Annotated in this window: 28 protein-coding genes; 14 read left to right on the top strand and 14 right to left on the bottom strand. The window is 43.2% G+C overall.

Features of this window, described 5'->3' with window-relative positions; translation table 11 throughout:
- Positions 1 to 12: 12 nt before the first annotated feature.
- Both KYS23_RS11295 and KYS23_RS11300 read left to right on the top strand, forming a co-directional pair.
- On the top strand, positions 13 to 792 hold the full coding sequence (locus KYS23_RS11295) for a TatD family hydrolase (RefSeq protein ID WP_159530830.1): 780 nt from the start codon (positions 13 to 15) through the stop codon (positions 790 to 792).
- Positions 793 to 812: 20 nt separating this feature from the next.
- On the top strand, positions 813 to 1,370 hold the full coding sequence (locus KYS23_RS11300) for a pyridoxamine 5'-phosphate oxidase family protein (protein WP_218418751.1): 558 nt from the start codon (positions 813 to 815) through the stop codon (positions 1,368 to 1,370).
- A 100-nt stretch (positions 1,371 to 1,470) separates the two neighbouring features.
- Here the strand turns inward: KYS23_RS11300 and KYS23_RS11305 are convergent, their stop codons facing one another.
- The 3 genes from KYS23_RS11305 to KYS23_RS11315 form a co-directional block, all read right to left on the bottom strand.
- Positions 1,471 to 2,106 carry an SDR family oxidoreductase gene (locus KYS23_RS11305; protein ID WP_218418752.1) on the bottom strand — a complete coding sequence of 212 codons (636 nt, stop codon included), beginning with the start codon at positions 2,104 to 2,106 and terminating at the stop codon, positions 1,471 to 1,473.
- Positions 2,107 to 2,289: 183 nt separating this feature from the next.
- A complete protein-coding gene (locus KYS23_RS11310) occupies positions 2,290 to 5,253 on the bottom strand; it encodes a ligand-binding sensor domain-containing diguanylate cyclase (RefSeq protein ID WP_218418753.1) in 2,964 nt (987 codons plus the stop codon).
- A 162-nt stretch (positions 5,254 to 5,415) separates the two neighbouring features.
- Complete coding sequence (locus KYS23_RS11315) at positions 5,416 to 7,239, bottom strand: M2 family metallopeptidase (RefSeq protein WP_218418755.1); 1,824 nt, start codon at positions 7,237 to 7,239, stop codon at positions 5,416 to 5,418.
- A gap of 358 nt (positions 7,240 to 7,597) precedes the next feature.
- Between KYS23_RS11315 and KYS23_RS11320 the strand changes: the two genes are divergently transcribed.
- The 10 genes from KYS23_RS11320 to KYS23_RS11365 all read left to right on the top strand — a co-directional run bounded on the left by KYS23_RS11320 (position 7,598) and on the right by KYS23_RS11365 (position 14,043).
- Positions 7,598 to 7,918: a hypothetical protein gene (locus KYS23_RS11320; RefSeq protein WP_159530820.1), complete on the top strand. Its 321-nt coding sequence runs from the start codon at positions 7,598 to 7,600 to the stop codon at positions 7,916 to 7,918.
- A 118-nt stretch (positions 7,919 to 8,036) separates the two neighbouring features.
- Positions 8,037 to 8,219 (top strand): SEC-C metal-binding domain-containing protein, encoded by a 183-nt coding sequence (locus KYS23_RS11325; RefSeq protein WP_218418756.1) that lies wholly within the window; start codon positions 8,037 to 8,039, stop codon positions 8,217 to 8,219.
- A 119-nt stretch (positions 8,220 to 8,338) separates the two neighbouring features.
- Positions 8,339 to 8,848 (top strand): M23 family metallopeptidase, encoded by a 510-nt coding sequence (locus tag KYS23_RS11330; RefSeq protein ID WP_218418758.1) that lies wholly within the window; start codon positions 8,339 to 8,341, stop codon positions 8,846 to 8,848.
- A 17-nt stretch (positions 8,849 to 8,865) separates the two neighbouring features.
- The gene (locus tag KYS23_RS11335; RefSeq protein WP_218418759.1) at positions 8,866 to 9,375 is read left to right on the top strand and encodes an RDD family protein; all 510 of its coding nucleotides are present in this window, start codon (positions 8,866 to 8,868) and stop codon (positions 9,373 to 9,375) included.
- A 90-nt stretch (positions 9,376 to 9,465) separates the two neighbouring features.
- Complete coding sequence (locus KYS23_RS11340; RefSeq protein ID WP_159530813.1) at positions 9,466 to 9,924, top strand: methyltransferase family protein; 459 nt, start codon at positions 9,466 to 9,468, stop codon at positions 9,922 to 9,924.
- On the top strand, positions 9,915 to 10,292 hold the full coding sequence (locus KYS23_RS11345) for a DUF1294 domain-containing protein (protein WP_159530811.1): 378 nt from the start codon (positions 9,915 to 9,917) through the stop codon (positions 10,290 to 10,292). The genes KYS23_RS11340 and KYS23_RS11345 overlap by 10 nt, the downstream gene beginning before the upstream one ends.
- An 86-nt stretch (positions 10,293 to 10,378) precedes the next feature.
- The gene (locus KYS23_RS11350) at positions 10,379 to 11,548 is read left to right on the top strand and encodes an alpha/beta hydrolase-fold protein (protein WP_218418760.1); all 1,170 of its coding nucleotides are present in this window, start codon (positions 10,379 to 10,381) and stop codon (positions 11,546 to 11,548) included.
- Between the two features lie 47 nt (positions 11,549 to 11,595).
- Complete coding sequence (locus KYS23_RS11355; RefSeq protein ID WP_159530807.1) at positions 11,596 to 11,982, top strand: tautomerase family protein; 387 nt, start codon at positions 11,596 to 11,598, stop codon at positions 11,980 to 11,982.
- A gap of 165 nt (positions 11,983 to 12,147) precedes the next feature.
- Entirely contained in the window at positions 12,148 to 12,990 is an 843-nt protein-coding gene (gene rhlP, locus KYS23_RS11360) for a rhombotarget lipoprotein (RefSeq protein ID WP_208805102.1), read from the top strand.
- 21 nt (positions 12,991 to 13,011) lie between these two features.
- Positions 13,012 to 14,043 (top strand): DUF2157 domain-containing protein, encoded by a 1,032-nt coding sequence (locus tag KYS23_RS11365; protein WP_218418761.1) that lies wholly within the window; start codon positions 13,012 to 13,014, stop codon positions 14,041 to 14,043.
- Positions 14,044 to 14,170: 127 nt separating this feature from the next.
- On the opposite strand, the gene ppsR is transcribed toward KYS23_RS11365, so the two are convergent.
- Entirely contained in the window at positions 14,171 to 14,983 is an 813-nt protein-coding gene (gene ppsR / locus KYS23_RS11370) for a posphoenolpyruvate synthetase regulatory kinase/phosphorylase PpsR (protein WP_063458448.1), read from the bottom strand.
- Positions 14,984 to 15,254: 271 nt separating this feature from the next.
- Here ppsR and ppsA point away from each other — a divergent pair, with 271 nt between their 5' ends.
- The gene (ppsA, locus tag KYS23_RS11375; protein ID WP_218418763.1) at positions 15,255 to 17,627 is read left to right on the top strand and encodes a phosphoenolpyruvate synthase; all 2,373 of its coding nucleotides are present in this window, start codon (positions 15,255 to 15,257) and stop codon (positions 17,625 to 17,627) included.
- A 187-nt stretch (positions 17,628 to 17,814) separates the two neighbouring features.
- Here ppsA and KYS23_RS11380 read toward each other — a convergent pair whose 3' ends face one another.
- The 10 genes from KYS23_RS11380 to KYS23_RS11420 all read right to left on the bottom strand — a co-directional run bounded on the left by KYS23_RS11380 (position 17,815) and on the right by KYS23_RS11420 (position 25,827).
- The gene (locus tag KYS23_RS11380) at positions 17,815 to 20,070 is read right to left on the bottom strand and encodes a xanthine dehydrogenase family protein molybdopterin-binding subunit (RefSeq protein WP_218418765.1); all 2,256 of its coding nucleotides are present in this window, start codon (positions 20,068 to 20,070) and stop codon (positions 17,815 to 17,817) included.
- Positions 20,067 to 20,564, bottom strand: coding sequence for a (2Fe-2S)-binding protein (locus KYS23_RS11385; protein ID WP_126872196.1), 498 nt, complete (start codon positions 20,562 to 20,564; stop codon positions 20,067 to 20,069). Before KYS23_RS11385 ends, KYS23_RS11380 begins: the two co-directional genes overlap by 4 nt.
- A gap of 240 nt (positions 20,565 to 20,804) precedes the next feature.
- Positions 20,805 to 21,020, bottom strand: coding sequence for a tellurium resistance protein TerC (locus KYS23_RS11390; protein ID WP_126872197.1), 216 nt, complete (start codon positions 21,018 to 21,020; stop codon positions 20,805 to 20,807).
- A 214-nt stretch (positions 21,021 to 21,234) separates the two neighbouring features.
- On the bottom strand, positions 21,235 to 22,167 hold the full coding sequence (locus tag KYS23_RS11395; protein WP_126872198.1) for an AEC family transporter: 933 nt from the start codon (positions 22,165 to 22,167) through the stop codon (positions 21,235 to 21,237).
- Positions 22,168 to 22,661: 494 nt separating this feature from the next.
- Positions 22,662 to 23,522 (bottom strand): PhzF family phenazine biosynthesis protein, encoded by an 861-nt coding sequence (locus KYS23_RS11400; RefSeq protein ID WP_126872200.1) that lies wholly within the window; start codon positions 23,520 to 23,522, stop codon positions 22,662 to 22,664.
- Between the two features lie 118 nt (positions 23,523 to 23,640).
- Positions 23,641 to 24,231 (bottom strand): glutathione S-transferase family protein, encoded by a 591-nt coding sequence (locus KYS23_RS20920; RefSeq protein ID WP_201299257.1) that lies wholly within the window; start codon positions 24,229 to 24,231, stop codon positions 23,641 to 23,643.
- A gap of 138 nt (positions 24,232 to 24,369) precedes the next feature.
- Positions 24,370 to 24,495 (bottom strand): hypothetical protein, encoded by a 126-nt coding sequence (locus KYS23_RS20835; RefSeq protein WP_274608554.1) that lies wholly within the window; start codon positions 24,493 to 24,495, stop codon positions 24,370 to 24,372.
- A gap of 59 nt (positions 24,496 to 24,554) precedes the next feature.
- Positions 24,555 to 24,692 carry a hypothetical protein gene (locus tag KYS23_RS11410; protein WP_158306767.1) on the bottom strand — a complete coding sequence of 46 codons (138 nt, stop codon included), beginning with the start codon at positions 24,690 to 24,692 and terminating at the stop codon, positions 24,555 to 24,557.
- 90 nt (positions 24,693 to 24,782) lie between these two features.
- The gene (locus KYS23_RS11415; protein ID WP_218418767.1) at positions 24,783 to 25,376 is read right to left on the bottom strand and encodes a rod shape-determining protein; all 594 of its coding nucleotides are present in this window, start codon (positions 25,374 to 25,376) and stop codon (positions 24,783 to 24,785) included.
- 121 nt (positions 25,377 to 25,497) lie between these two features.
- Entirely contained in the window at positions 25,498 to 25,827 is a 330-nt protein-coding gene (locus KYS23_RS11420) for a hypothetical protein (RefSeq protein WP_218418768.1), read from the bottom strand.
- 216 nt (positions 25,828 to 26,043) lie between these two features.
- Here KYS23_RS11420 and KYS23_RS11425 point away from each other — a divergent pair, with 216 nt between their 5' ends.
- On the top strand, positions 26,044 to 26,448 hold the full coding sequence (locus KYS23_RS11425) for a PadR family transcriptional regulator (RefSeq protein WP_218418769.1): 405 nt from the start codon (positions 26,044 to 26,046) through the stop codon (positions 26,446 to 26,448).
- Positions 26,449 to 26,451: the final 3 nt, after the last annotated feature.

Below are 26,451 nucleotides of genomic sequence, written 5' to 3' on the forward strand. Positions count from 1 at the left end.
GATAGGTATATTTTGTTTGTAGATTCACATTGTCATTTAGACAGATTAAAGCAATCGCCAGAAGAATTGGCAGAAACCCTTAACTTTGCCCGCACCCGCGGTGTAGAGCACTTTTTATGTGTGTGCGTATCGGTGAGCGATTACGACAGTATGTTAGAAACGGTAAAAGGCTTTAATGATGTTTCTGTTTCTTGCGGCGTACACCCGCTTCACCAAGAAGATGCATGTACTTACGATGAGTTACTTGAAAAAGCGCAAGACGATGCGGTAGTGGCCATTGGTGAAACAGGCTTAGACTACTTTTATAGCCCTGAAAGTAAAGAAGTTCAGCTAACGTCGTTTGTTGACCATATTAACGTGGCTAACGAAACGAAAAAGCCGCTTATTATTCATACCCGCGATGCCCGTGACGATACCATTAATTTATTGCGCGAGCATAAAGCCAGCCACACAAAGGGCGTGCTACATTGTTTTACCGAATCGCTAGAAATGGCGCAGGCTGCCATTGAAATGGATTTTTATATTTCAATTTCTGGCATAGTGACATTTAATTCCGCCAGTGAATTACGAGACGTTGTAAAAGCAATTCCACTTGAGCGCTTATTAATTGAAACCGACTCCCCTTGGCTGGCACCGGTGCCTCACAGAGGTAAACAAAATCAGCCTGGCTATGTGGTAGAAGTCGCAGAATTCATTGCCGAATTGAAAGGTATTTCGGTAAAAGAGTTAGCACGTATTACGACTGAAAACTTCTACACTTTGTTTTCACTTGCCCAACGCAAAGCCGCTTAAGCGACCGGAGAGTTTTAACGATGCCGCAGTGGCGCACAGGGTTGACAAAAAGCTTACACGCTAGCAGAAGTATGCCTGAGAGCCGTTATTTTCAGTTGGCAACTGCTGACAAAGACGGCGTGCCGTACTGCAGAACCGTGGTGTACCGAGGCTTAAGTGATGACAACAAGCTGATTGTTATTTCAGACACCCGTACCGAAAAATACACCCAATTGTCACAGCAAGCGAAAGCGCAAGGCTGTTGGTATTTTTCGAAAACTCGTGAGCAGTATCGATTTAGCGTAATTGCGACTATCATGACTGAAAACGAAGATAGGCCACTCATAGAGTCTCATTGGGCTAAATTGTCTGATGCAGGTAAAAAGCAGTTTCTATGGGGCGACCCAGGTACGCCAAGAAACAACGGGTTACCGCTTCAGATTGCGGGCGACTACTCTGTCGCTCCCGAACATTTTTGCGTAATTTTGCTAGATATTGTGAACGTGGATTATTTGAATTTGCGCGGTAATCCGCAGTATCGAGAGTTACATCGTCGTGACGATAAGGGGAACTGGATAAGCCAGTCTATTATCCCCTGATGCGCTAAAGTTGAATTCTAACAATCAAGCCTATACGCATACGAAAAAACGCCAGCACAATGTCCGGCGTTTTTAATTTTATCCTTTTGCTTACATTATTTTACTCGAAAATTTTCGAAATTGGCGTATCACCTTTAAACAAGTAAGTAGTGACATTACTTGTGTCGCTGCGATTAACTGCTTCCACAATAGCTGTAGCCACGTCCTCTCTAGGAATCACTGCATCGTCTTGGTTGTCAGGCATGTCGGTAGATACCAAATGTGTACCTGGCTCGTTTAAGAGAGTACCGGGGCGTAGAATGATATAAGGCACGCCGCTGTTCATCAGGTGCTCATCAGCCATGTGTTTAGCGACTAAATAAGGCTTAATGCTAGAGCTAACTGCGTCTGGATCGCCGGCCCCTATTGAACTTACCATCACAAATTTAGGCGTACTCGCTACCTTGGCATAATTCGCTGCGTTTCGCGCTGCCCATAGATCTATAAGGAGTGTTTTATCATCGCCTGAATTGCCGCCGCTGCCGGCAACGAATACAACGCAATCGACACCTTCGAAATGTTCAGAAAAGTCTTTTTCAAGATCTTGTTCTTTAATGACGAGGTTGTCGTTTTCAAAGTCGTTTAGCTTTTCGGGGCTTCGTACAGGCGCTACCACGTGGTGACCTGCTTCAAGTAATTTTCCAGTAGCCTGCTTACCAATTTGGCCTGATGCGCCAATGACAAGAACCTTAGCCATAAATGTTACCTCCATGATTGAATATGGTTATTCATAAGCGTGGGAGGGGATTTCGATCACACAGTACGATGAGTTTCATCATACTGCGCTGGTCGGCGTTAAGGCATAAATTAATTACACTCGGGAGAAGAGTGGTTTACATAATAGGTAAAGCAGCGGCTAAATCAGCAGGTTAACATAAGGCTATTTAACAACAGCATTGCGCCCCTGGGCTTTACCTTTGTAGAGTTTTTTATCAGCTGCGTGAATGCATTGCTCTACGCTATCGCTTTCACGAATATCAGCTATCCCCGCGGTGATAGTCACTTTCACATCATGTCCTTCGCAGTGAAATGAGGTTTTCTCAACCGCTTTTCTTAATTTCTCACCTACCCAGTAGCATTCATGCGCATTAAGCTCAGGCAATAGAATAAGAAACTCTTCGCCACCCCAACGACAAATAACGTCGGAATTTCTCAAACTCGTGCGTAGCAGTTCTGCCACCTTAACCAATATAAGATCGCCTACATGGTGACCGTAAGTGTCGTTAATTTGTTTAAACCAATCAATATCTACAATAAGCAAAGAAAATGCCTGTGCATAACGCTCGTAACTGTCCCAAGCCTCGAGCGCTCGGCTTGTAAAATAGCGCCTATTTTTCAATCCGGTTAACGAGTCTTGGCTTGATAGCAACGTTAGTTTATCTACTACGTCTTCAAGATCTTTGGTTTTTTCTTCGACCATTTTTGCAAGCACAACCGAACGGTTTTTAAGGGTTCGAATACGCCACCACACAAGTAGCGTTAACAGTAGAAAAGCCGAAACGATAATGGCACTTCGCCAGATGGGTTTGTCCCACCAAGGGGGGACAATACTGATTTTCAGCTTGGCTTCATTTGGGCTCCATACTTTTTCTTTATTCATCGCTCGAATAGTGAGGGTGTAATTCCCAGGGGCCAAATTGGTGTAGGTTACTCCGCGGCGGCGATGGTCGGTAAAACGCCATTTATTATCAAACCCTGATAATAGGTAGGCGTAACTTACTTCATTTGCACGAGTAAAATCGAGCGCCGCGAATTCTACAGAAAATGAAACATTGTCTGAGCTAAGGATTAATTCTTCGATATTGGTATTCGGGAAGAGGTCTTTCGAATCACTGCTTTGTTCATTAATAATTTCAATATGCGAGATATTGACCTTAGGCGACCAAGGCTGTTGTTTGATATCACTTGGCTTGAAGCGAGTGAGACCCTGTGGGCTGCCCATGAAAATAGTGTCGTCAACGGTTTTTACGGCAGCGCCTATGTAGTAACCAGCTTCACTAACACCATTTTGTGCCCCAAAATAAGAAACCGACGATAAGGTAGAATCGATATGTGCAATGCCGACGGTTGTTGAGATCCAGAGTGCGTTTTCTTGATCTTCAACAATAGCGCCAATCGAGATGTTGCTTAAGTAGCTGTCTGCTTCTATTTGGTTAAATGATACTGAAGATACTTCGTCATCTCCAAGCACCATAAAATAGATGCCGTTTGACTGTGTGCCAATCCAATAGCCGCCACGAATAGAACGAGAAACCCACGTCACCACCGCATCTTTAGGAAAATTACTGCTACTTTCACCAATATTACGGATTTCACCCGTAAATTTATTGGCAAAGTATAAACCCGATATGCTGGCCAGCCATGCGTTCTCGTTATCTTCAAATACAATGCGAGTGGTTAGCGAAATAGGCCATTGGCGAATAACTCGATTTTCGGAAGGGCGATACACAAAAACACCGTCGCTATAGCCGCCGTACCAAACATCACCGTCTGCATCTACATTAAGGGTATAGCCGGCCTTGCCCTCCAAGGCCACCAAATCTACTTGTTCGGTGGTGGTATTTAGTTTTGCTAGCCCCGCGCGAGTCGATAGCCAAACTGAGTCTGACGGTTTATCGTAATGCACGGTTAAAAGCTTGTTTGAAGATGATTTGCCTTCAGACTCGAGTGTTGAGGTATAGGGGCCGCGAACCTTGCCAGAATGATAATTGTAATGCCAAAGGTTTTCTTCAGTAGCAAGCCACACTGAGGTATCTGAATGTGCCGCAATACCAGAGATATTATTGCCAATAGCTGCGCTAGTTGAAAAGTTGGCCAGCACAGGGTTGTGAATAGAAAACCCATTGTCGCGAGACCCAGCTATAATGGCACCAGCTTCTGTTTGATATAGCGCGGTAATGTAATTATTGGCGAGTTTCGATTGAGAGACCGATAACGACACAATCTCTGATGTGTCTTTAGCCGGAATAATATTTACTCCGCCGCCCGTAGCAACCCAAATATTACCATTACGCTGAAATAAAACATTCAGCACATCATTAGATGAAAGGCCGTTGCTTTCATCAAAACAAGTAGACTCGGAAAAATCGTTTTTCGCAAATAAGGGGTAACGGCAAAGACCGTTAGCGCCTGTGCCAATCCACAAGCTCTCGTCAGCAGCTAATGCCATCAATGTTAAGTTTGTGTCCGCCAGTTGCTGAAGCTCTAAGGTATTGAAAGCCGTATTAAGCTTGTATAGCCCTGATGTTGAACTAAGCCAAACGTGACTGTTTCTATCAAAAACGATGTCGGTTAACGTACTGGTTATGTTATCTAAAACAGCAACTTGAACCAGTTTGTTTGAAAGTGATGAAAAACGATAAAGCGCACGGCCGCTAATAACCCAAACGTTGCCATTCTTATCAATCTTTATTCGTTTGATTGAGCCGGCTTTTATTTTGCTGGATACAGTTATGGGGAAGTGTTCGAACGTTGTCGTTTCGATATGAAACTTGCTTACCCCACCAATAGTACCCACCCACAAGTATTCTTTGTCTAACGAAGCCTCAATTTGAAAGGTAGTTGCAGCGTAAAGCCCGTCAGACTCAGTCTCTTGCCATTTACCGAGATGCTTAAATTCGTTCCCATCAAACCTGTCGATCCCCGACTGTGTCGCCAGCCAAATATAGCCGTTGTTATCTTCTGCGATATCTAAAACCGATACCTGCGATAAGCCTTCTTCGATTGAAAAGCTTTTAAACACGGGCAGGGGGAAGTCAGCGGCACGAGATGTGGCAGCTAAAGAAAAAACAATAGGTAATAGCATAGTGGCGGTAACCAGAAATCTTACCACTACAAACTTCATAAATACGCTCGGGAATTGGGAACAAGCGTTACGATATACTAGGGTTAACCTAGTAAAAATGGGACATAAGTATTAATTTTGCATTTACGAGATACAAGCGCAGATAAAAAAGAACCCCGATTAACGAGGTTCTACTATTAAATCATTTAGTTGGCTAAAACATTACCAGCCACACTGACGCGTAGCATTTTGCTCATCTAACCATGATTTTAACGGTGCAAAGTAGTCAGCAATGGTACTTGCATCCATTTCAGGCGAGCCAGTGAGGGTTTCTAACGCCTTTTGCCATGGCTGGCTCATGCCCATTTCAAGCATGGCGTTTAGTGCTGTACCTGCTTCTTCACTGTTATAAATAGAACAGCGATTAAGTGGGCCTTCATCACCCGCAATATCACATAACGCTTTGTGGAATTGGAATTGCAAAATATGTGCTAAGAAATAGCGCGTGTAGGGCACATTAGCGGGAACATGGTATTTAGCACCTGGGTCAAACGCATCAGCAGGTCTGTCTACCGGTGCTTTTACGCCTTGGTATTTTTCTCTTAATTCCCACCAAAGTGTATTGTATTGCTCAGGTGATACTTCACCTGCCATGACTTTCCAGCGCCACTGATCGACCATCAGGCCAAATGGAATAAAGGCAATCTTATCTAGCGCCACCTGCATTAGCATGCCTATGTCGTTAGACGCGTCTGGAATTTCGTCAATCAAACCAATTTCTTTGAGGTACTTTGGCGTGATCGACAAGGCAATGGTGTCGCCAATCGCTTCATGGAAGCCATCGTTAGCTGAACCACGGTACAATAAAGGTTGGTCTTTATAGGCACGCTGATAATAGTTGTGACCCAGTTCATGGTGAATAACATTAAACTCTTCCCCCGTTTTTTGGATACACATTTTTATACGTAAATCGTCTTTGTCGTCTAAGTCCCAGGCTGAAGCGTGACATTGTGCGTCTCGACCTTCAGGTTTTTGGAACATAGAACGCTCCCAAAACGTATCAGGCAGCGGCGCAAAGCCCAGTGAAGAAAAGAAAGACTCAGCCTGTTTCACCATTTTTATTTCATCATAGTCCTGCGCAACAAGTGATAATGTCACGTCTGGCACCGTCATCTCTTGTTCAGGCTTCACGATATCGTAAACATTGCCCCACGTTTGCGCCCACATATTGCCTAACAAGTGCGCTGGAATAGGTTGGTCTTGAGGTACTAATTCTTCACCATAATGCTCACCCAACTTAGCACGAACGTGACAGTGCAACGATTCGTAGAAAGGCGCAACTTGTCCCCACAACCTATCAAGTTCTTTCGGGAAGTCGTCGGCTGGCATATCGTATTTACCGCGCCATAGTTCGCTAACGTTTTGAAAGCCTAATTCAGCAGCGCCTTCGTTAGCCAAATTGACCTGTTGTTCATAAAGCGGCTTCATAGGCACAGACACTTCACGCCAACCTTTCCAGTACTCTAGTAAGGTGTCGGCATCGCGAACAGTCGCCATTTCACTGCTCATTTCTACCAAGCTTTTACAGGTGCCATCTTCCATGCAGTACTGACCAGAACCATACATTGCACTAAGCTCAGAACCAATTTTAGCAAGTTGCTCTGCTTTCGCAGGTTCTGACGGAGGTGGCATGGTAAGCCCGTTTTTGAGCAAATTGAGTTGACGACGGGTATTTTCATCTACTTCAACATCGTTAAATTTAGCCGCTTCTTTGGCTAATACCGCTACTTTGCTGGACAGTACTTCATTAAAATAGGCACTGACTGCGGCGGTATCAAAATTGATGTTAGTGGCGTAACTCCACTCGGCATGTGCGGCTGGCACCTGCATTTTACTAATGTCGTTTTGCGCATTAATAAGGAATTCTTGCGCATCTTGCGCGGTAGGTGCCGCAGGTGTGGTTTCAGTTTTAGTAGTAGCTTCACCGCAACCTATTAGCGTAATGCTAACTAGCGCTGCGACGATAGTGCGTTTAGTTGAAAACATAAGTTTGCTCTTGTCGTTGTTGTTTTTATGTATTGGGGAGTACATATATTTTAGCGTTATATTTTGGAGTGACTAGCACGCTTTGTAAAACAAATTTGCAACAAAAAGCGATGGCTAAATGATTTTGTGTAAAGGTGAATAGCGTAAAGCGAAAAATAAAGGCTTAGTCTGCTATCGCTATTTTCAGATTTTAGCTCATAAGCCGCCTCATAAGCTGTCTTATAACCCGGGTACATTGTGTGAAATCTTGTTTTATTTTAAGCGTGCAGAGGGTAGGCTTTGAGTCTCACCTTAATAGGCTCAATGCCATTTTTAGTTGGCTTAGTATTATAAGCCAACGGTAATCTCAGGAATTTAAATGAATGTAGAGGTTAGTTTTAGGTTTCTATCGCTCAATAAATTACAAGCTCACACGTTAGAACGAGAAGTGGCGAATTCATCTACTCGCTATGTTGAAGATAAAAATTGTTATGTGGGAATAATTCCACTTACCGAAGATATCTTTGACCCATTGATGATTTTTTTCGAGCGCCAACAAGTCGCACTTGCCAATTGCGATATTTATTTGTCGGTGCTTAGTAGTAAAGACAACAACATTGTTGATGTTCCTTCCTCGGTCAATAAAATGTTAAAGCATATAAACTGTAAGCTAGTATTTTCATACGCTTACAATCAGTAACGATGTGGAATGATAAAAGGGGTCAAGCATTCTAAGATAGTGCAGGCTCATATCTAAATGCGTATATTTAGCAAATTTGATAAAGTCTAAGTTTTATAGCGTTAAAATTAGCGTAGTGATGACTGATAATACAAATAAGCATGCAGCAAGTACCTTTGAAGAATCTAGTACAGGTTGTACAAACACAAGCTGCTGCCCGCCCAAAAGCCCAATAACCCGTTCGGCACCAAAGATTGGTCGCAACAGTCCTTGTCACTGCGGTAGTGAAGTTAAATTTAAGAAGTGCTGCGGTAAAAACTAACTCACCGCTTTTTCGATTGTTAATAGAGCCGAGTGTGCGACTGTGAGTAAATGGAAGGTCGAGTATAGACCTTAACGCACCACAACGCCTTCCAACTACTGGGTTCATAAGGTTTAATGATGAGATGGATTTTGTTAGGGCTATGCGTCGTTGTACTACTTGGCTTTGTTATACCAGAACCGCGAACTACTCCCGTAGATAACGCCAGTGCCGCTGATTGGAACAAAGACACTTTTTGGTATGAACCCTGGGGCACTTCAGGGGTCCACAAAGGTATCGATATCTTTGCTCAAAAGGGCACGTCGGTGCTGTCATCCACGCATCAACTTATTATCTATCAAGGTCAGAAGCCAAAAGGCGGCAATATCATACTTGCCTTAGGGCCTAAGTGGCGGCTGCATTATTATGCGCATCTTGATTCAATAGATATTGACGGCATTACACTTGTTTCCAATGGTTCAAAAATCGGTAAGGTTGGTTCAACAGGCAATGCCCAAGGTAAAGCGCCTCATCTGCATTATAGTATTGTTTCGTTGTTTCCCTATTTTTGGTTGGCTGATGAATCGACTCAAGGTGCTAAGAAGGCGTATTATTTAAATCCAATATCGTACTTAAGCACGGCTGATTGATTAAAAATGGAGATATAATGAATAGTACAACCTCCTCAGATACTGGCGCTGAATATAAAAAAGAATACGAAGAAGCGTATGTGTATGCAGGTTTTGGGATTAGATTTGGCGCATCAATTATTGATACATTACTTTTATTAGCGATTACTTTTCCACTACTGCATCTAATTTATGGCAAGGGATATTGGACTGCTGAGGACTCTGTTGTAGGTATAGTTGATGTCTTAATTAGTTATGTTCTACCGTTAATTGCCACAATATTATTTTGGGTATATAAATCGGCTACGCTAGGCAAAATGGTGCTTAACGTTAAGGTGGTTCATGCTAAAACGGGAAGTGCGCCCACAATACGCCAGTCTATAATTCGCTATATAGGATATTACGTTTCTATATTCCCCCTAGGCTTAGGCTTTTTATGGGTGTTATGGGATACCAAAAAACAAGGATGGCATGACAAAATGGCTGGAACTGTTGTTATTCGACCTAAAAATAAAGGTGTTGAACCGGTCAGTTTCGATGAAAAGTAACGTTGAATATTGGTAAGAGCGAGTCGATGGGTATAGCTTATCTACTTGCTCGGCAGCTTTCAAATTACGTATTAGTCACAAGGAAGCACGATGAAGCTTGAGCAAAAAATCCCGCCAGTTGCCGTCTTTTTACTGTCAGCCTTTTTTATGGTGGTGACGACCAAAGTCGCTCGGGGTGTAAGTGTTGAATATCAATACAAGTTTGAGACGCTAATTCTATTTCTATTGTTGGGTGTTGGAATAGCGGTTATAGGTGTCGTTTCGTTTAAAAAACACAAAACCTCGGTACATCCTATCAAAACCGAACGTGTTGTTAGTTTAGTGACTTCAGGTGTGTATCAGTACAGTAGGAACCCCATGTATGTAGGTATGTTGTTGTGTTTGGTGGGTATTGGGCTTTACACGGCCAACCCCGTTAATGTTGTCTTTATTCTGCTTTTTGTGTGGTACATGAATAAGTACCAGATAATACCCGAAGAGGCATTTCTAACGGATAAATTTGGCGCCAGCTATACAGAATATATGAAAACGGTTCGAAGATGGCTGTAAGCAAATTCGGCGTACTTATCACTCTTACCTTTTGCACCGCCTTAATAGCAGCGGCTTTTCTGAATTTATTACCTGTAGAAGTGGTATACCTTTACATTACTATCAGCACGATAACTTTTGCCATGTATGCTTTTGATAAATCGGCCGCTCGCAAAGGAAAATGGCGTGTACCAGAAACTCGTCTTCATCTTTTAAGTTTACTTGGTGGTTGGCCTGGGGCGTATCTTGCCCAACGAAAATTAAGACACAAGTCGGCTAAAGTTTCATTTAAGCGAGTTTATTGGGCTACGGTGACGCTAAATTACTTTGCGTTTATTTGGCTTTTTAGCGAACAAGGTCAACATTTCATCAATGCTATTTTGGCGTAAATAACGTGTCCTTTTCTTGTTGGCATTGAGCGGGTAAGATTAAAAGTTAACCACGGACTAAAACTAAAAAAATAAAGGAATATGTTGTGTTCAGACCGGTCATTACGATTGCAGTATTTTTACTTATTTTGGTGCCTTTACACTCGTACTCAAAAGTACGTGGAGAAACTACGTACCTAAATATTCATTCTGAAATACTCGATGAAGAGCGTGAGTTGTTCATACACTTACCCAATAATTATCACCAGCCGACTAAGTTACGTTATCCTGTACTCTATTTACTTGATGGTCAACGAAATTTCAGCCATGCAGTAGGTACATTAGACTTGCTCAATCAATCTAATATGGCGCAAGAAATGATAGTAGTTGGTATCGCAAATACCCATCGCTCAAGAGACTTTACCCCAACTTATGATGAGAATTATAACGAGTGGGGAATATCAGGTGGTGCCGACAATTTCCTAGATTTTATCGAGAAAGAGCTCGTGCCATACATTAGCGAAAACTATCGCGCCAACAACTACAAAATAATATCAGGGCATTCGTTAGGTGGGCTATTGTCGGTGTATGCCTTGCAGTCTAGACCCCATTTGTTCCAAGCCCATTTTGCCTTTAGCCCAAGCTTATGGTGGCAAGAACAGGTTATCTTTGACGATGCCGAAACCTTCTTTTCCGGTACTTCTGAATTAAACAACTACTTGTATATCAATATGGGCAGCGAAGGCGGCGATATGCTGAGCGCTTACCAGCGCTACCACGAATTGCTAAACACGCATAAGCGAAAGGGATTTAGCTACAATACAGATTTAGATACCTCAGAAAGCCACAATACCACTGCGCTTGCTGGGCATTCGTTGGCTTACCAAAATCTTTACACGTCGCTGCAGCCATCAAAAGAAGTGTTAAGTGGCGGGATGCCAGCAATTAAGCAGTTTTATAAAGCACAGTCTGAAATGTACGGTTATGAAATTAAGCCCAGTTATCGCGCCATTAACAGTGTGGGATACAAAGCATTATCTGAAAAAGATTATTCATCGGCTATTACGATATTTCAAAGCAATGTCGACAGCTACCCTTATAAAGCGGATGCCTACGACAGCTTAGCCGATGGGTTTGAAGCTAGTGGAGATTTACAAAAAGCATTAAAAATGAGAGCGCTCGCGATAAAGAAAAGTACGGCTGAAAATGTTGAAAACGGCGCTTATAAAACCCGTCATGCGAATTTACTCAAAAAAATTCAGGACAAAAAGCTTTAGTACTTTCTCTTTACGCGCGTTGAACATAATTTATAAAGGAAAACGTTGTGGTAGTGATCTATGGAATTGATAAGCACTTAAACCCAATTAAAAGCCAGTTGTCTGATGTGATCCACCGTTGTATGCAATCTGTTTTGGGTATGCCGGAAGACAAACGCGCTCATCGCTTTATTCCGCTTGCCAAAGAAGACTTTTTCTATCCTGGTGGCAGAACAGATAGCTATACCGTTATTGAAATTAACGTGATGAAAGGGCGTAAGCCCGACACCCAAAAAGCACTGATTAAAGGGCTTTTTAAAGCAATCGAGTCTCAATTGGGAATTAGCACGGTAGACATTGAGATAACGATTAAAGAACAGGAAAAATACCAATGGGGTTTTCGTGGTATTACCGGTGATGAGGCGTCAGATTTAAAATACAACGTTGATGTGTAAACTAGGCCTGCGCTCATACCTACACAAAGCCACATTATGGCTAGCTGGTGCCTTATATAGTAATAAATATAAATTTTGGGTAATTTGAAGTATTACGGTTAACGCCTTAAACGATAAATACCATTTAATTTCGTAACCTTTCAATAGCAGTAAAAAGGATTGTCGATGACAACAAGAATACTAAAAACTATGTCTGGGGCAATGTTACTCACGGCACTCTTTTCACTCGCAGCATGCAGTGCAATAGTTAGTAACAACACAGGTAAACAAGCTCAATCTAGCAGTTTAATGGATTTCCTTTACCCCGATGAAGAAAGCCGGGTTAAGCACCAGCCTGAAATTCCCACGCTACAATTACCGGTAAAGGTGGGACTTGCGTTTGTTCCTTCAAGCAATTGGCGCCGAGATGGCCTGCATGGTAAAGACCAAGTCGAGCTTCTAGAAAATGTTAAGCAGTCTTTCCTTCAGTACGAGTATATCGATCGCATTGAAATCATTCCTAGTGAGTACTTAAGCGGGGGAGAAGGTTTTTCAACGTTAGAGCAAGTAGGAAGGTTATATGATGTTGATGTAATGGCGTTAGTGTCTTACGACCAAGTTACTCAGTCACTCGAAAATAACGCGGCGTTATTGTATTGGACCATTGTAGGAATGTACGTTATTCCAGGGAATGAAAACACGGTACAGACCTTTGTGGATACTGCAGTTTTCGATATTAAAAGTAAAAAGATGCTTTTCAGAGCGCCAGGGGTAAGTAAGCTTGAGAAGCGTACCACCGCTGTAGGTATTGACGATACGTTGGCCGAAAAATCTTTAGAAGGGTTTGGTATAGCCGTTGACGATATGTCTACAAACTTAGATGCTGAACTTGCTCGATTTAAAACCAGAGTAAAAGAAGAAAAGATTGCGAAAGTAGAGCATAGAGAAGGCTACAGTGGCGGCTCACTTCAGATTTTTTGCTTACTGTTTATGGGCGTCATGTTATTTAGAAAAATGACTTTGCGGTAACACACTGCCAAGGAGTGCAGATTGAACGTCACCAAGCAACATCTTAAAGACGCAGTAAGCGCCAATATTCTTTCATTTGAGCAGTCTGAACAGTTGATCGCGTTTTTGAATCAGCAAACGAGTACCACTGCCAAGTTCGATTTCACCCATGTGTTGTATTACCTTGGTGGCTTAATTGCCATTGGCGCAATGACACTGTTTATGAACCTAGGCTGGGTATCTTTTGGCGGAATCGGTATTGTTTTCATTAGTTTATTCTATGCAGCTGTGGGAATTAAGTTAGCTAACGTTTTCAAGGTGAAAGGATTGTTTGTGCCCGCGGGCCTATGCGCTACCTTTGTTGTTGTGCTAACCCCGTTGGCAGTTTTTGGTGTTCAGCAGGCTTTAGGCGTTTGGCCTGACGAGACCGTTTACCGCGACTATCATAGGTACATTCACTGGCATTGGTTGTATATGGAGCTAAGTACGTTGGCGGTGGGTGTTGTCATTGCTTGGAAGTATAAATATCCATTTTTAGTCATGCCTATTGCGGTTACGCTATGGTATTTAACCATGGATGTCTCGGTGATGTTGTCAGACGGGGAATACAGCTGGGAACTTAAAACAATAGTTTCTATGTACACAGGTCTTCTCATGATAGCGCTCGGGTTTTGGGTAGATGTACGCACAGCAAACAAAGCCGATTACGCATTTTGGATATACTTATTTGGCGTTATTGCGTTTTGGGGAGGGTTATCTTCTCAACATTCTGACAACGAGCTTTCGAAATTCTTCTATTTTCTGATTAATTTCGTGATGATATTTATCGGCGTACTCTTAATTAGGAGAGTATTTGTTGTATTTGGGGCTATTGGGTGTACAGGCTATGTAGGCTATTTGGCGGCAGATGTATTCGCCGATAGCTGGTTTTTTCCTATTGCGTTAACGTTTTTGGGGTTATTTGTGATTTACCTAGGTATAAAGTGGCAAAAGAACGAAGCCGCTATTACCGCGAAAACACGTAAACTTTTGCCCAAGGCAGTGCAAACACTGTTGGACGCTAAACACCTATAGATTAGCCCGTGTTAAATGCACAAGCTGATACTCGATTAGGAACCTGTTTATAAATTAGCGTGTTTTTAAATTCGCGGTAAATAGGCCAGCCAATCATTTGGCTGGCATTTATGCACTTTGCGGTTGGCTAATACTTTCTTCGTTTTAACCCTGTTTCCGCCAATATTTTCGCTGAAATCTCTTCTATTGAATATTTGGTACTGTTTAAGAACGGAATTTTTTCTTTTCGGTACAAGTTCTCAACTTCTCGTAGCTCCATTCTGCACTGCTGTAATGACGCATAGCGGCTATTCGCTTTTCGCTCAGAGCGAATTTGATGTAGCCGTTCTGGCTGAATAGTGAGCCCAAAAAGTTTGTCTTTATAGCGGCGAAGCGCCGTAGGCAATTTAAGCATGTCGCCCATGTCATCTTCGGTAAAGGGGTAGTTTGCCGCCTTAATACCAAACTGCAGGGCTAAGTATAAGCTGGTGGGCGTTTTACCCGAGCGCGAGACGCCTACTAAAATAATGTCGGCTTCGTCGTAATCTTTCAGGTTAGAACCGTCATCGTTGGCTAAGGCATAGTTAACCGCCTCAATACGAATGTCATACGTGGTTTCATGAATGCTATGAGTACGATGTTTTTCGGGTTTTGAGGGCACACCAAGCACTTTTTCCAGCGGGGCCACGAACTGATCGAGGAAATTGTAGTTAATACCCACAGATTTTGAAATTATCTTGCGAACATCTACATTCACAATTGTATAAAAAACGAGCGGCCTTTCTCCTGTGTCTTGAAAACTTTCAGATATTTTATCCAAAACCTTGTTGGCTTCTTCCTCAGTTTCAACAAAAGGGATGGTATTGTGATTGAATTCAACAGGGAACAAAGACAGCAGGGCGTGGCCAAACACCTCTGCTGTAATGGCGGTACCATCTGAAATATAAAAAGCTGTGCGCACAACAAATCCTTAACATTGTCGTAATTTTATTACAAAAGTAATAAAGAGTTTACTTTCCGATTTCCCCCATTCTAAGATGATTTCGTCGAAAAGCTATATGGTTATTAATGATGACTTGATGTAACGCAAGTCTGCTTTACTTGGTACTCGTTAATATTAATAAGCATTAAGCGCGTTTGGATATACGCAGTCGACACGTATTTTACCAATGTTGGGCATGTGGCCCGCCATTGCTTATACCCTACTCAAAAATAAGCTGGAGGCTTCGGCAGTGAAAGAATTCGTACTTTGGTATCAAGAACTGGGCATGCATGATGTAGGTCGCGTTGGCGGCAAAAATGCATCTTTAGGCGAGATGATTTCTAACCTAGCTAACGCCGGTGTACAAGTACCGGGAGGTTTCGCCACAACTGCAGAGGCTTTTAATGAATTTCTAGAGCAAAGTGGTCTAGAAGCAAAAATTCATAACGTACTCGATAAACTCGATGTTGAAGATATTAGTGCGCTTAACGAAGCCGGCAAAGATATTCGTCAATGGATCATCGAGACGCCGTTTCAACCTGCACTAGAAGACGCCATTAAAGAAGCGTTTGTAAAATTGCAGGGTGATGCAGGCGACGAAGCATCATTTGCAGTTCGTTCATCAGCTACCGCAGAAGACATGCCAGATGCGTCGTTTGCCGGTCAGCAAGAAACCTTCCTTAACGTGAAAGGTTACGAGTCTGTATTAGTAGCCATTAAACACGTATTCGCCTCGCTATTTAACGACCGTGCTATTTCGTATCGTGTTCACCAAGGTTACGACCATAAAGGTGTCGCATTGTCTGCTGGTATTCAGCGCATGGTTCGAAGCGATATTTCATCGTCGGGCGTGATGTTCACTATCGACACAGAGTCGGGCTTTGAAGACGTAGTATTTATTACGAGTTCATACGGCCTGGGTGAAATGGTTGTGCAGGGTGCGGTAAACCCAGATGAATTTTACGTACACAAACCAACCCTTGATAAAGGGCTTCCAGCCATTGTTCGCCGTAACCTAGGCAGCAAGCTAGTTAAAATGATTTACTCAGACGATGAGGCGCATGGCAAGCAAGTGTCTATCGTTGATATCGACAGCGCTGAAAGTAAAGCTTTCTCACTGAACGACGAAGAAGTGATGGAGCTGGCGAAGCAGGCGCAAATTATTGAAAAGCACTACGATCGCCCGATGGATATCGAATGGGCCAAAGATGGCGTAGATGGTAAGTTGTATATTGTTCAAGCGCGCCCTGAAACGGTTCGAAGTCGTGAAGATTCTCAAAGTATTGAGCGTTTCCAACTTAAAGGTCAAAGTAATATCGTGTGTGAAGGCCGCGCTATTGGGCATAAAATTGGTGCAGGCGTGGCGAAAGTACTTGGCTCTATTGAAGAGATGGACAAGATTCAAGCTGGCGATGTACTGGTTACCGACATGACAGACCCAGATTGGGAACCTATCATGAAAAAGGCGTCTGCCATTGTCACTAACCGAGGCGGTCGTACATGTCACGCAGCGATTATTGCTCGTGAGCTAGGCATTCCTGCAGTAGTAGGGTGTGGTAACGCCACTGACAGTATCGAGAACGGCGATAAAATTACCGTATCTTGCGCAGAAGGTGATACAGGTTATATCTATGGTGCAGAGCTAGAGTTTGACGTAGTGACCTCACGTATCGACTCTATGCCTGACTTACCACTAAAAGTAATGATGAACGTGGGTAACCCAGACCGCGCCTTTGATTTTGCGCGTTTGCCTAATGCAGGTGTTGGCCTTGCTCGCTTAGAATTCATTATTAACCGTATGATTGGTGTGCATCCTAAAGCGTTACTTAACTTCGATAGCCAGCCTGCTGAGCTTAAAGAAGAAATTGGCGATATGATTGCCGGTTACGACTCACCAACTGAATTCTACATTGAAAAATTGGTTGAAGGTATTTCTACCATTGGTGCTGCGTTCTCGCCTGAAAAAGTCATTGTTCGTATGTCTGACTTTAAGTCTAACGAATACTACAACTTAGTTGGCGGCTATCAGTACGAGCCAGATGAAGAAAACCCAATGCTCGGTTTCCGTGGTGCGAGTCGTTATATCTCGGAAGATTTCCGCGACTGTTTTGCCTTAGAGTGTGAAGCCATTAAACGGGTTCGTAACAACATGGGCTTAACCAATGTTGAGATCATGATCCCCTTCGTACGTACTCTCGAAGAAGGCCGTAAGGTTATCGAACTACTAGAAGAGCAGGGGCTTAAGAAAGGCGAAGACGGTTTACGCGTTATTATGATGTGTGAACTACCCTCTAATGCATTACTTGCCGATCAGTTTTTAGATATTTTTGATGGCTTCTCGATTGGTTCGAACGATTTAACTCAGTTAACCCTTGGGCTAGACCGCGACAGTGGCGTTATTGCTCACTTGTTTGACGAACGAGATCCCGCCGTGAAAGCCTTGCTATCAATGGCTATTCAAGCGGCGAAGAAACGTGGAAAGTACGTCGGGATTTGTGGTCAAGGCCCATCAGATCACGAAGATTTCGCTGCTTGGTTGGTAGAAGAAGGTATCGATTCAGTATCGCTTAACCCAGATACCGTTGTTGAAACTTGGTTATACCTTGCTGAAAAGCATGGCTAGCTAGAGATTTTAAATAGCGACGTTAACTAGCTTACAGGCAGTTTACACATACCGGGTAAACTGCCAAATAAGCCAATCTAGCAGAAGCGCTATTTATAAAAGCCTCAACATTAAAAAGCCGCATAGATTTTTCAATCTAAGCGGCTTTTTCTAAGCACTTTTATCACACTGTCAGCGTAACGCAGCCTTAAGCTTTTAACTGGTTTCCAATAGGTAACTGCCTAATGCGCTTGCCACACGCCGCAAAAATAGCGTTACATAAGGCTGGGGCATAAACCGGTGTGGCTGGTTCACCCACGCCTGCTGGTGGTGCATCACTGGGTATAATCTCAACGTCAATTTCTAACGGCGCATCACTCATACGCGGTACGCGGTAGTCATGAAAATTACTTTGTTGAGCACGGCCTTTATCAAAGGTAATACCCTCACTAATGGCGGCAGTAATACCAAAGACAGAGCCACCTTGTACCTGATTTTTCACGGTGTCGGTGTTTACCACAGTACCCGCATCAATGCTGGCCCACGATTTGATAATTTTGAGATCGCCTGCATCTGACACTTCTACTTCCACCACAGTAGCTACATAGGTTAAGAAGCTTCTATGGGCTGCAATACCAAGCCCTCGGCCTTTTGGCAGTGCTCGACCCCAGCCACTCATATCTGCCACTTTCTCGATGGCTTTGCGTAGGCGACCAATATCGAGTGGATAGGCATCTTTGTCGGCACCGTAGTTACCGTACTCTGCATTTTGTTCAGTTACATCGATAATACGATCGGGGCCAATGGTTTCAAGTAGGTAGTCTTTTTGATCGCGACCCGCTTTGTGTGCCGCTTCACCAATGAAGGACTGAATAGCGAATGCATGAAAGATATTAGACACCGAACGCATCCACCCTATACGCGCTTTTGCAGGTGCTTCACCACTTTCAAGTTTAATATTAGGGGTATTGATTGGGTTATCAGTAAAGCCTAGGCCAAGTTCAAAGCTAAACGGCGCGGTAGCATCTTGTTGGAAGGTAGACGCAATAGGTGAAAAAGCCGTACGGTGCAAGTAAGCATTAATACCGCCATTTTCATCTAAAGAAGCTTCAATGTGCTGAGCTGACACTGCATGGTAGAAACCATGCTGAATGTCGTCTTCACGTGTCCACTGCACGCGAATAGGCTTACCTGTTTTCATTGAAAGGTAGGCCGCTTCAGCAGAAAAGTCGGGCTTAGACTTACGCCCAAAACCACCGCCTAGCATGGTGACGTGCACGTTAATTTTCTCTTTTGGCATACCAATCATGGCACCTACGGTTTCCATATCGGCTTGAGGGTTCTGCGTGGCAGCCCACACATCAACGCGGTCTTTATAATACATTGCCGTGGCGCAAGGTGGCTCCATTGGCGCTTGCGCTAAGTGCGGCACATAATAATCGGCAACCAGTTTGTCACTTGCACTGGCGAGCACATTGGCTGCATCACCTTCTGCGCGTACCGACTTTTGTGGTTTCGATACTGTTTCTAGCAAGCTTGCTTTAAAGGCCGCAGAATTATAATCACCATTTTTACCGTCATTCCAGCTTACTGTAAGAGCACGACGTCCTTTTATGGCAGCCCAGGTATTGTTAGCAATAATGGCGATGCCGCCTTTAGGTTGAAACTGTGGTGCGCCTTTCGCCGCCGGAATTTCCATAACATCTACAACGCCATCAATGGCTTTAACTGCTTTTGCATCAAAGCTTTTTACTTTTCCGCCAACAACAGGTGGGCGAACTACCACGGCAACTAAGGCTTTTGGCTCAAGTACGTCAGCCGCAAAAGTCGCTTTGCCAGTTACAATGTCTTTTAGGTCGATATGCGCCATGGCGGTATTAATGTAACGCCACTCGCTGCGCGCTTTTAATGTAATGCGATCTAATTCTGGCGGAGTAATTTTTAATGCATCGTTTACCAGTTCTGCATAGGTAAGAGTTTTACCCGAGGTATGGGTGACCACATGTTGCACTGCACTGCATGAGTCGAAAGGCACATCCCAACGTGTGGCCGCGGCTTGCTGCATAAGGTGGCGCACGCTTGCGCCCATTTCACGAAGACGCTGCATGTTATAACGAATACTGCGTGAACCATCGGTATTTTGATCGCCGTATTTCGGATCACCTTTACCTTGGATAACCACGACTTTGTCCCACGAGGCTTCCATCTCATCGGCCACAATTTGCGCCAATGCGGTACGAATTTGTTGGCCCATTTCAGAGCGGTGACATGTAATCTCAACAACGCCATCAGGGCGAAGTGCTACAAACAAGTTAGCCATTTTGGCTGACTCAGAGGGTTTTGCTAGTACGCCTGCCATAGCGCGGGGCGCCGCTCCCATGAAGTAAGTGCCTAACACGAGTGCGCCAGCGGTAGCCGATGACTTTAAAAAGCTGCGACGAGTTAAATCAAAATACTTGCTCATGCTTCTTCTCCCGCAGACTCAGGCACATAATACTCCACACCGGCCATGGTTTTGGCCGCTGACTTTATGGCTTTGTGAATACGGGGATAAGTACCGCAGCGGCAGATATTGCCAGACATACCTTGCACAATTTCTTCATCGCTTGGGGTAGGGTTACTCGCTAATAAACTGGCCGCTTGCATCATTTGGCCGCACTGACAGTAACCGCATTGAGGTACCTTATGTTCAACCCATGCTTGTTGAACGGGATGTTCACCGTCTTTACTTAACCCTTCAATGGTCGTTATTTTGCTGCCTGAAACAGCAGAAACAGGCAGTACGCAAGAGCGCTGTGCTACGCCATTAATGTGTACTGTGCAAGCACCACATTGTGCCATGCCGCAGCCAAATTTAGGGCCAGTTAGATGTAATTCGTCACGTAAGTACCACAGTACGGGAGTGGTAGGATCGCCCGCAAATTCACGTGTTTCACCGTTAACGGTAAACGTAATCATGGTCTTGTCTCCATTGTCGTAAGTGTCGATGGTCAGTCGAATATCTCACGTTGCCTGTTTGAATAAATGAAAGGTTTTTTGATTTTATAAGGTGTTATATAACGCGTCGTTGGTTTTTATACGCGTTACGAATTTAGCGTATAAAATAACATGACGATGGAGGTTATACTGAAACTTCAGATTAATGGTTTACGATGTGCGATGACAGGGGGATAAACGTGTAAATTACGTAGTAATGAGTTAGCGAAATTTACGCATTAACAATACGCGGTCTATTTTTCTAGCGCTTGACGTCATCATGTTCTGGCTTATTTTTAGCCATCCTCGTGCACGAGGCCAATCGTAGCTTAGTAATACTAAACCACCTATCACCAACAGAATCGACCCTGGCAAAAGGGTTAACACAATCCCGCCGATAAATAGAATGCCACCAAGGGTTAACCGAACAATTTTCATGATAATTTTTCCACGCAATTAAATGCTAGTTACTGAATTTTAGCTATTAACGGCAAGCCATCGAATCTAATCGCTTAGCCCTAACGTTCGAATTAAAGCAATCGAACTCAGGTAATGAAAGATAACTAAACTCATTGTGGTTCAAAATCGAATAGTTGCCAACCACAAAAGTGTAAACAGGTGTATAGCGGAGTTTTTAAAGCTCAGTTAGTTTTTAAACGAGGCCTAGCATGGCCAAAGCCCCAAAACCGATGGCGGTAACAGGTAACGACACCAATGTGCTTAGGGCAATAATACTTGCAGCCAAGCGGTGATCGCCACCTAAGTTCCTTACCATCACATAACTGGCTGCGGCTGTCGGCGCGATAGACAGCAATAATACTATGCCTAGCTCCATGCCTCTGAAACCAAAAAAATAGGCAATACCTACCAGTAAGGCGGGGTAAACAATGCACTTACTAACTGTGGCTAATGCGATGTTGTACCAGTCGCTAGAAAATGAGCGGAACTGCAGCGATGCGCCGGTACAAATAAGTGCTAAGGGAAGGGTAAGCTGGGCAAAGTATTCCCCGGTTTTTAAGGCAACCTCGGGCAACGACCATTGAAAATAAGAAAACGGTAAAGCTGCAACAATCGAAATAATAAGCGGATTTCGAGCAATACCTTTAATTTGATTCATTGGCGCCGTAAAACCCACCTGATAGAAGTTAAGTACAAATACTGACATAACATTGTACAAAATAGTAATGCAGCCCATATAAACGGATGCGGCTGCTAAACCTTCTTGTCCGTAAGTATTCGCGCAATATGCTAAGCCAATAATGCCCATATTGGCCCTAAAACCGCCTTGCACTACCACTCCGCGTGCATTTTGTGGGTTCACGGTGCAATGCACCAATAGCATTAATACCGCGCACATTAATACCGAACCACTTATTCCAATAGTGATAAGGGTAAAATTAGCAGCATTAGAAAAATTCGACTGACTAATAGATAAAAAAAGCAGCGCTGGTAAGGCAACATTAAATACGAGTTTTGAACCCGACTCGATAAAGGCTTCGTTTAACCAACGGATGCGAAAAAATACCCAACCCATTAAAAGAAGGATTAAAACGGGCACTAAGGTACTGGTGATAAATGAAAGCATGGGAGTTAATCGATGAAAGCACTAAATTCAGGAGATGGGCAATACAGTACCAAACTTAAACGAGATTGCGGCATTAGTTTGAAAATATAATTTCAGTACTTTCATAGCGGGTTTTAGACATTCCAATAGCACTTGTAACTTTGCATAACTATCATTCAGTTCAGTACAAACAACAAATCCAATAGCTCAAAATGATGTCGACACTAATTCCCTAGGTCCCCAGCCCTTTGGCCCTTATTTAGAATTTCTATGAGAACGCTATATTTAAAATTTGTTGTAACGCATTTTGTTTTAAGCGCCATTATGTTTTGTGTTTGGTACTTGGTTGCAGGTATAGAGAATGCGAGGGAGATGACTTTCGTTATAAGTACATTAGCGAGCTGTATAGCAGCTAAAAATCTAATGGAAGACACCTTGAAAGAAAAGAGCTGACAACATAAGTGTTGGTTCGCGTAATGTATGCACAGCGCCTTTTGAGAAGTGTCAGGCACATGCTAAATTTCCATTTCAATCTGTTGAAGTGAGCGGCCAACGCCGCCAGCCATTAAACGAGTAATGCAGCCATCAACCAACTGTAAATCAACGGTTATCAGGCTGCCTGATGGGGGATTCATTAAATGGCCTTGTTCAATGAACAGAGTAGTTTTGTCTATACCCTCTCGATCATAGAGATAGCAAGCTAAAGGGCCAGCAGCCATACCAGTAGCAGATTCTTCGTCAATTCCATAGCGTGGGGCAAACATTCTAGCGCCAGCATGACGCCCGCGCACAGTGGCTTCACTTGAAAAAACATAGAAACCTATTAGGTCATATTGTTCGCTCATTTTTTTGATGAGATTTTGATTCGGTTGTACTCCAGCTACCGAAGCTGCATTGTGAAGGGGAACAAGTAAAAAGGCATTCCCCGTATTCACAATTGATATTGAATGAAGCGGTACGTCGCTTGAAAGATTAAGCGCAGCGCGCACTTCTTCGGTGTTTAACACATCCGTGTAGATTGGCCGTGATTGCTCCATAAATGCCATTGAACCATCAATGATTATTTCTCTGGTTCCATCTACCGTCTCTTTCGACATCCGACCATTTTGTACTAGGCCAAGCTCACTCATTCTGCTAAACGTCGCTATGGTGGCATGACCGCAATGCGCTATTTGCTGTACGGGGGTGAAAAACTCCAGCTTTATAGTGGCAACTTCTGAGTTTGAAACAAAGGCGGTTTCAGAAAGCCCCACTTTTTGCGCCACTATAAGCTTCTGCTGTGCCGTTAAGGGGTTCGCATCTAAAACTACACCGGCGGGGTTTCCACCAGAGTCACCGTCAATAAATGCATTTACTATTTCAACAGAGACTTTCATGATGAGCTCCTCTAGCAAACAATAGGACTGAATGTACTAACGTCAGACTACTAACCTCTAACACTTGAGGTTGGGCAGTTATTCCTTAAGCGCTATGAATATATCTTTATTAAGAGCCCTAATCCAATCCTTCTTGTGCCATCATGTTTTTCACCGCGTTACGGCTTAGCATGGTTTGATAGTGCGCATTTAAATGCGGCCAGTCTTGAGCTTTACTGGCATACCGACGGCTCCAGTAGGCAACCATGAACAAGTGGAAGTCGGCAGCAGTAAGTTGCTCACCTACTAGCCATGGTCCATTATTGGTGAGCACTTTTTCAAGTACGCCCCAGCAATGGGTGAGCATATCATTCGCGTTATCTTTTACTTGCTGCAAATTGCTGTCGCCGCTAACGTATTGTTCAGGGTGCGCCCAGCGGTTGGCGGCCTCTTGCAGCGTAGAAGACATCCAAAATAAGTATTGATAGTACAAGCCGCGTGCAGGAGAGTGTATATCAGGCGCTAGTCCAGATTCTGGGTACTGATCTATCACATACAGTAATATTGCGGCAGATTCATAAATAACTCGCCCTTCATGCACCAACGTAGGCACTTTACCGTTTGGGTTAATGGCTAAATATTCAGGCGATTTTTGCATGTTTTTAGCTAAGTCTATTTCTATTAACTCATAAGAAACGCCAAGCTCTTCAAAAATGGCGTGGGTAGCCATATTCGCGCCGCCTTTATCCCAATATAATGTATAAATAGTTGTGCCTTTTTTTTGCTGCTATAGCTAAAAATTGAAAACCTATTAGGTGTTTTTTTAAAGCTTATCATTTTCGCGAAATTTTCGACATGATGGCAGCGGCTAGAATGGGTATTTCCGACTTCTTAAGCCTGCAATATTAATTCTACCGTTTGGCATGCCGTAAATAACGAACTCACCTTGTAGTAACTGCATTTGTTTTGCTGATAACGGTAATAATGACAACATGCCTCTTTAAATAGCAAAATGACGTAGACGATGACACCGAACTTGCACTAACCCTATTACTACCAGTCGGCGCTATATTTTTTATTCGCTTCAAAAGCTTCTACTTCTAACGGCGCATTATCGTAACCGTACGCTGCTAAATCAGAATAATGCTGCGTTATTATTTTATCTAAGCTGGCATTTTCTATCTGCCGCACATGCACTAATTCATGGGCTAGCGTTCCTTTCTAATTTTCGATGTATCTAAATATTCAGACATTTTAATACTCAAGGCCTTTCAAACTGTTTTACTTGCCTAAGTACCAAACAGCTAAGATTAATATTGCAAGATAAATGGCAAAGATACCATAGCTAGCCGACCTTGAAGACGGTGAAATATTTTGAATTGTAGGCTTATCGTCATCTTCAAGTTCATCAAAATTTACTGTTTCAAAATTTAACGGGGAGCCAGAATGAATCTTTACTGCTATTGCGCCTGCACCAATAGCTAACTCTTTAAAAGCTCGCTTTTCAATCATAGTGAGACCACCTTCGGTTTTTTCCATAGGATGGATAATGACCTTAGGTCTGGGCCGTAATATTTGGTTAGTACTTAAGTGCTTAAAAGCGTGTTGTAGTAGCTTTTCGCCTACATAGAAATCAGAAAAAAGTACTCTGGGGTGTGAGAAAGGGTTTACGGCAATTTCATCCTGTTGAAGATTTTTACTCGCTTCTTTACCAATTCCCGATATTAGTTTCTGACCTTTGTCGGTCGTCTTTATGACTACAACGGGGTAATCATCAAAGGACGTGCGCTTTGCGGTATCAGTGACTTTTAATCGATGCTCCCAAATTTGCATGTACATGATCGGTGCAAATCTAGAACGTAAATTTGACAGCATCTTAATTTCCTTAGCATGGGTGGGGCAGGGTAGATTTCAATTTTTATAATAGTTTTATTCTATATCTCTACAAGTGTTTGTGTCACTGACGTTGGGAACGACAAAATATAGTTGATAACCACTAAATAGAGACTCTCTCAGCATTTGGAAATAACAGGCAAGCTCGGTCAAACACAAGAGCAGTATGTCTTTGTGATAGGGTGATATCGATGGCATTTGAACTATGATTAAATACCGTAATAATGTTGTCGGCATGTTGAATACGCGCTGCGCTTTGTTTATTAATTCGCTTACCCTGAGACGGCCACAGTCTTGCCAAGGGAGTATGAAGAATTAACACTTCATCACCAACGTCTTGCAATACATGCTCCGGATTATTTAGGCGTGGTGAGCGGAACATAAAAAAAGTAAACAGAAATATAAGCAATGCTACTAAATAGAGATATTCCATGTGGGCACATTTTCCTTTGGTGAATAAATCCAGATTACCCCCTAATTCCCCCAAATTAAATACAAACTAAACAACAAAGTAGATTAGCGTACTTCGCTAATTGATCAAAACCACCAAAACGCTCCGCTAAAAGAGAAAAGTGTATTTTTCTTAATCACTATGCTATAAATTATACTATGTATTACATAGTAATAAGCTTAACCTAGCTGGAAGGTCATGACAGAAGCTTCAAATCAAAGCGCGAAGTGGGATGCGCAACTTCGAAAAGGCACCTTAGAGTTGGCCATACTTGCCGCGGTCGCGGGCGAAGAAAAATACGGGCTGGCGATACTTAATTACCTGCATAGTTTTGAAACCATGGTGATTAGTGAAGGCACGCTTTACCCATTACTCGATAGGTTGAAGCGCGAAGGGGTACTGAATGCAAAATGGCATCAAGAGGGTGAAGTACGCCCACGAAAATATTACTCGCTTACCGAAAGTGGGCTTGAACGGTTACATATTCTGCGCGCACGCTGGAAGCGTTCGGTAGTCGATATGGAATCGCTGCTAGCAGATACAGCTATCGGCGAAGGTAACGGTGCAGACAGTGTGACAGAAACTGGAAAAAGAAAAGGATAATGA

Origin of the sequence: Alteromonas lipotrueae (assembly GCF_019249255.1) — a bacterium.
Lineage (GTDB): Bacteria > Pseudomonadota > Gammaproteobacteria > Enterobacterales > Alteromonadaceae > Alteromonas > Alteromonas lipotrueae.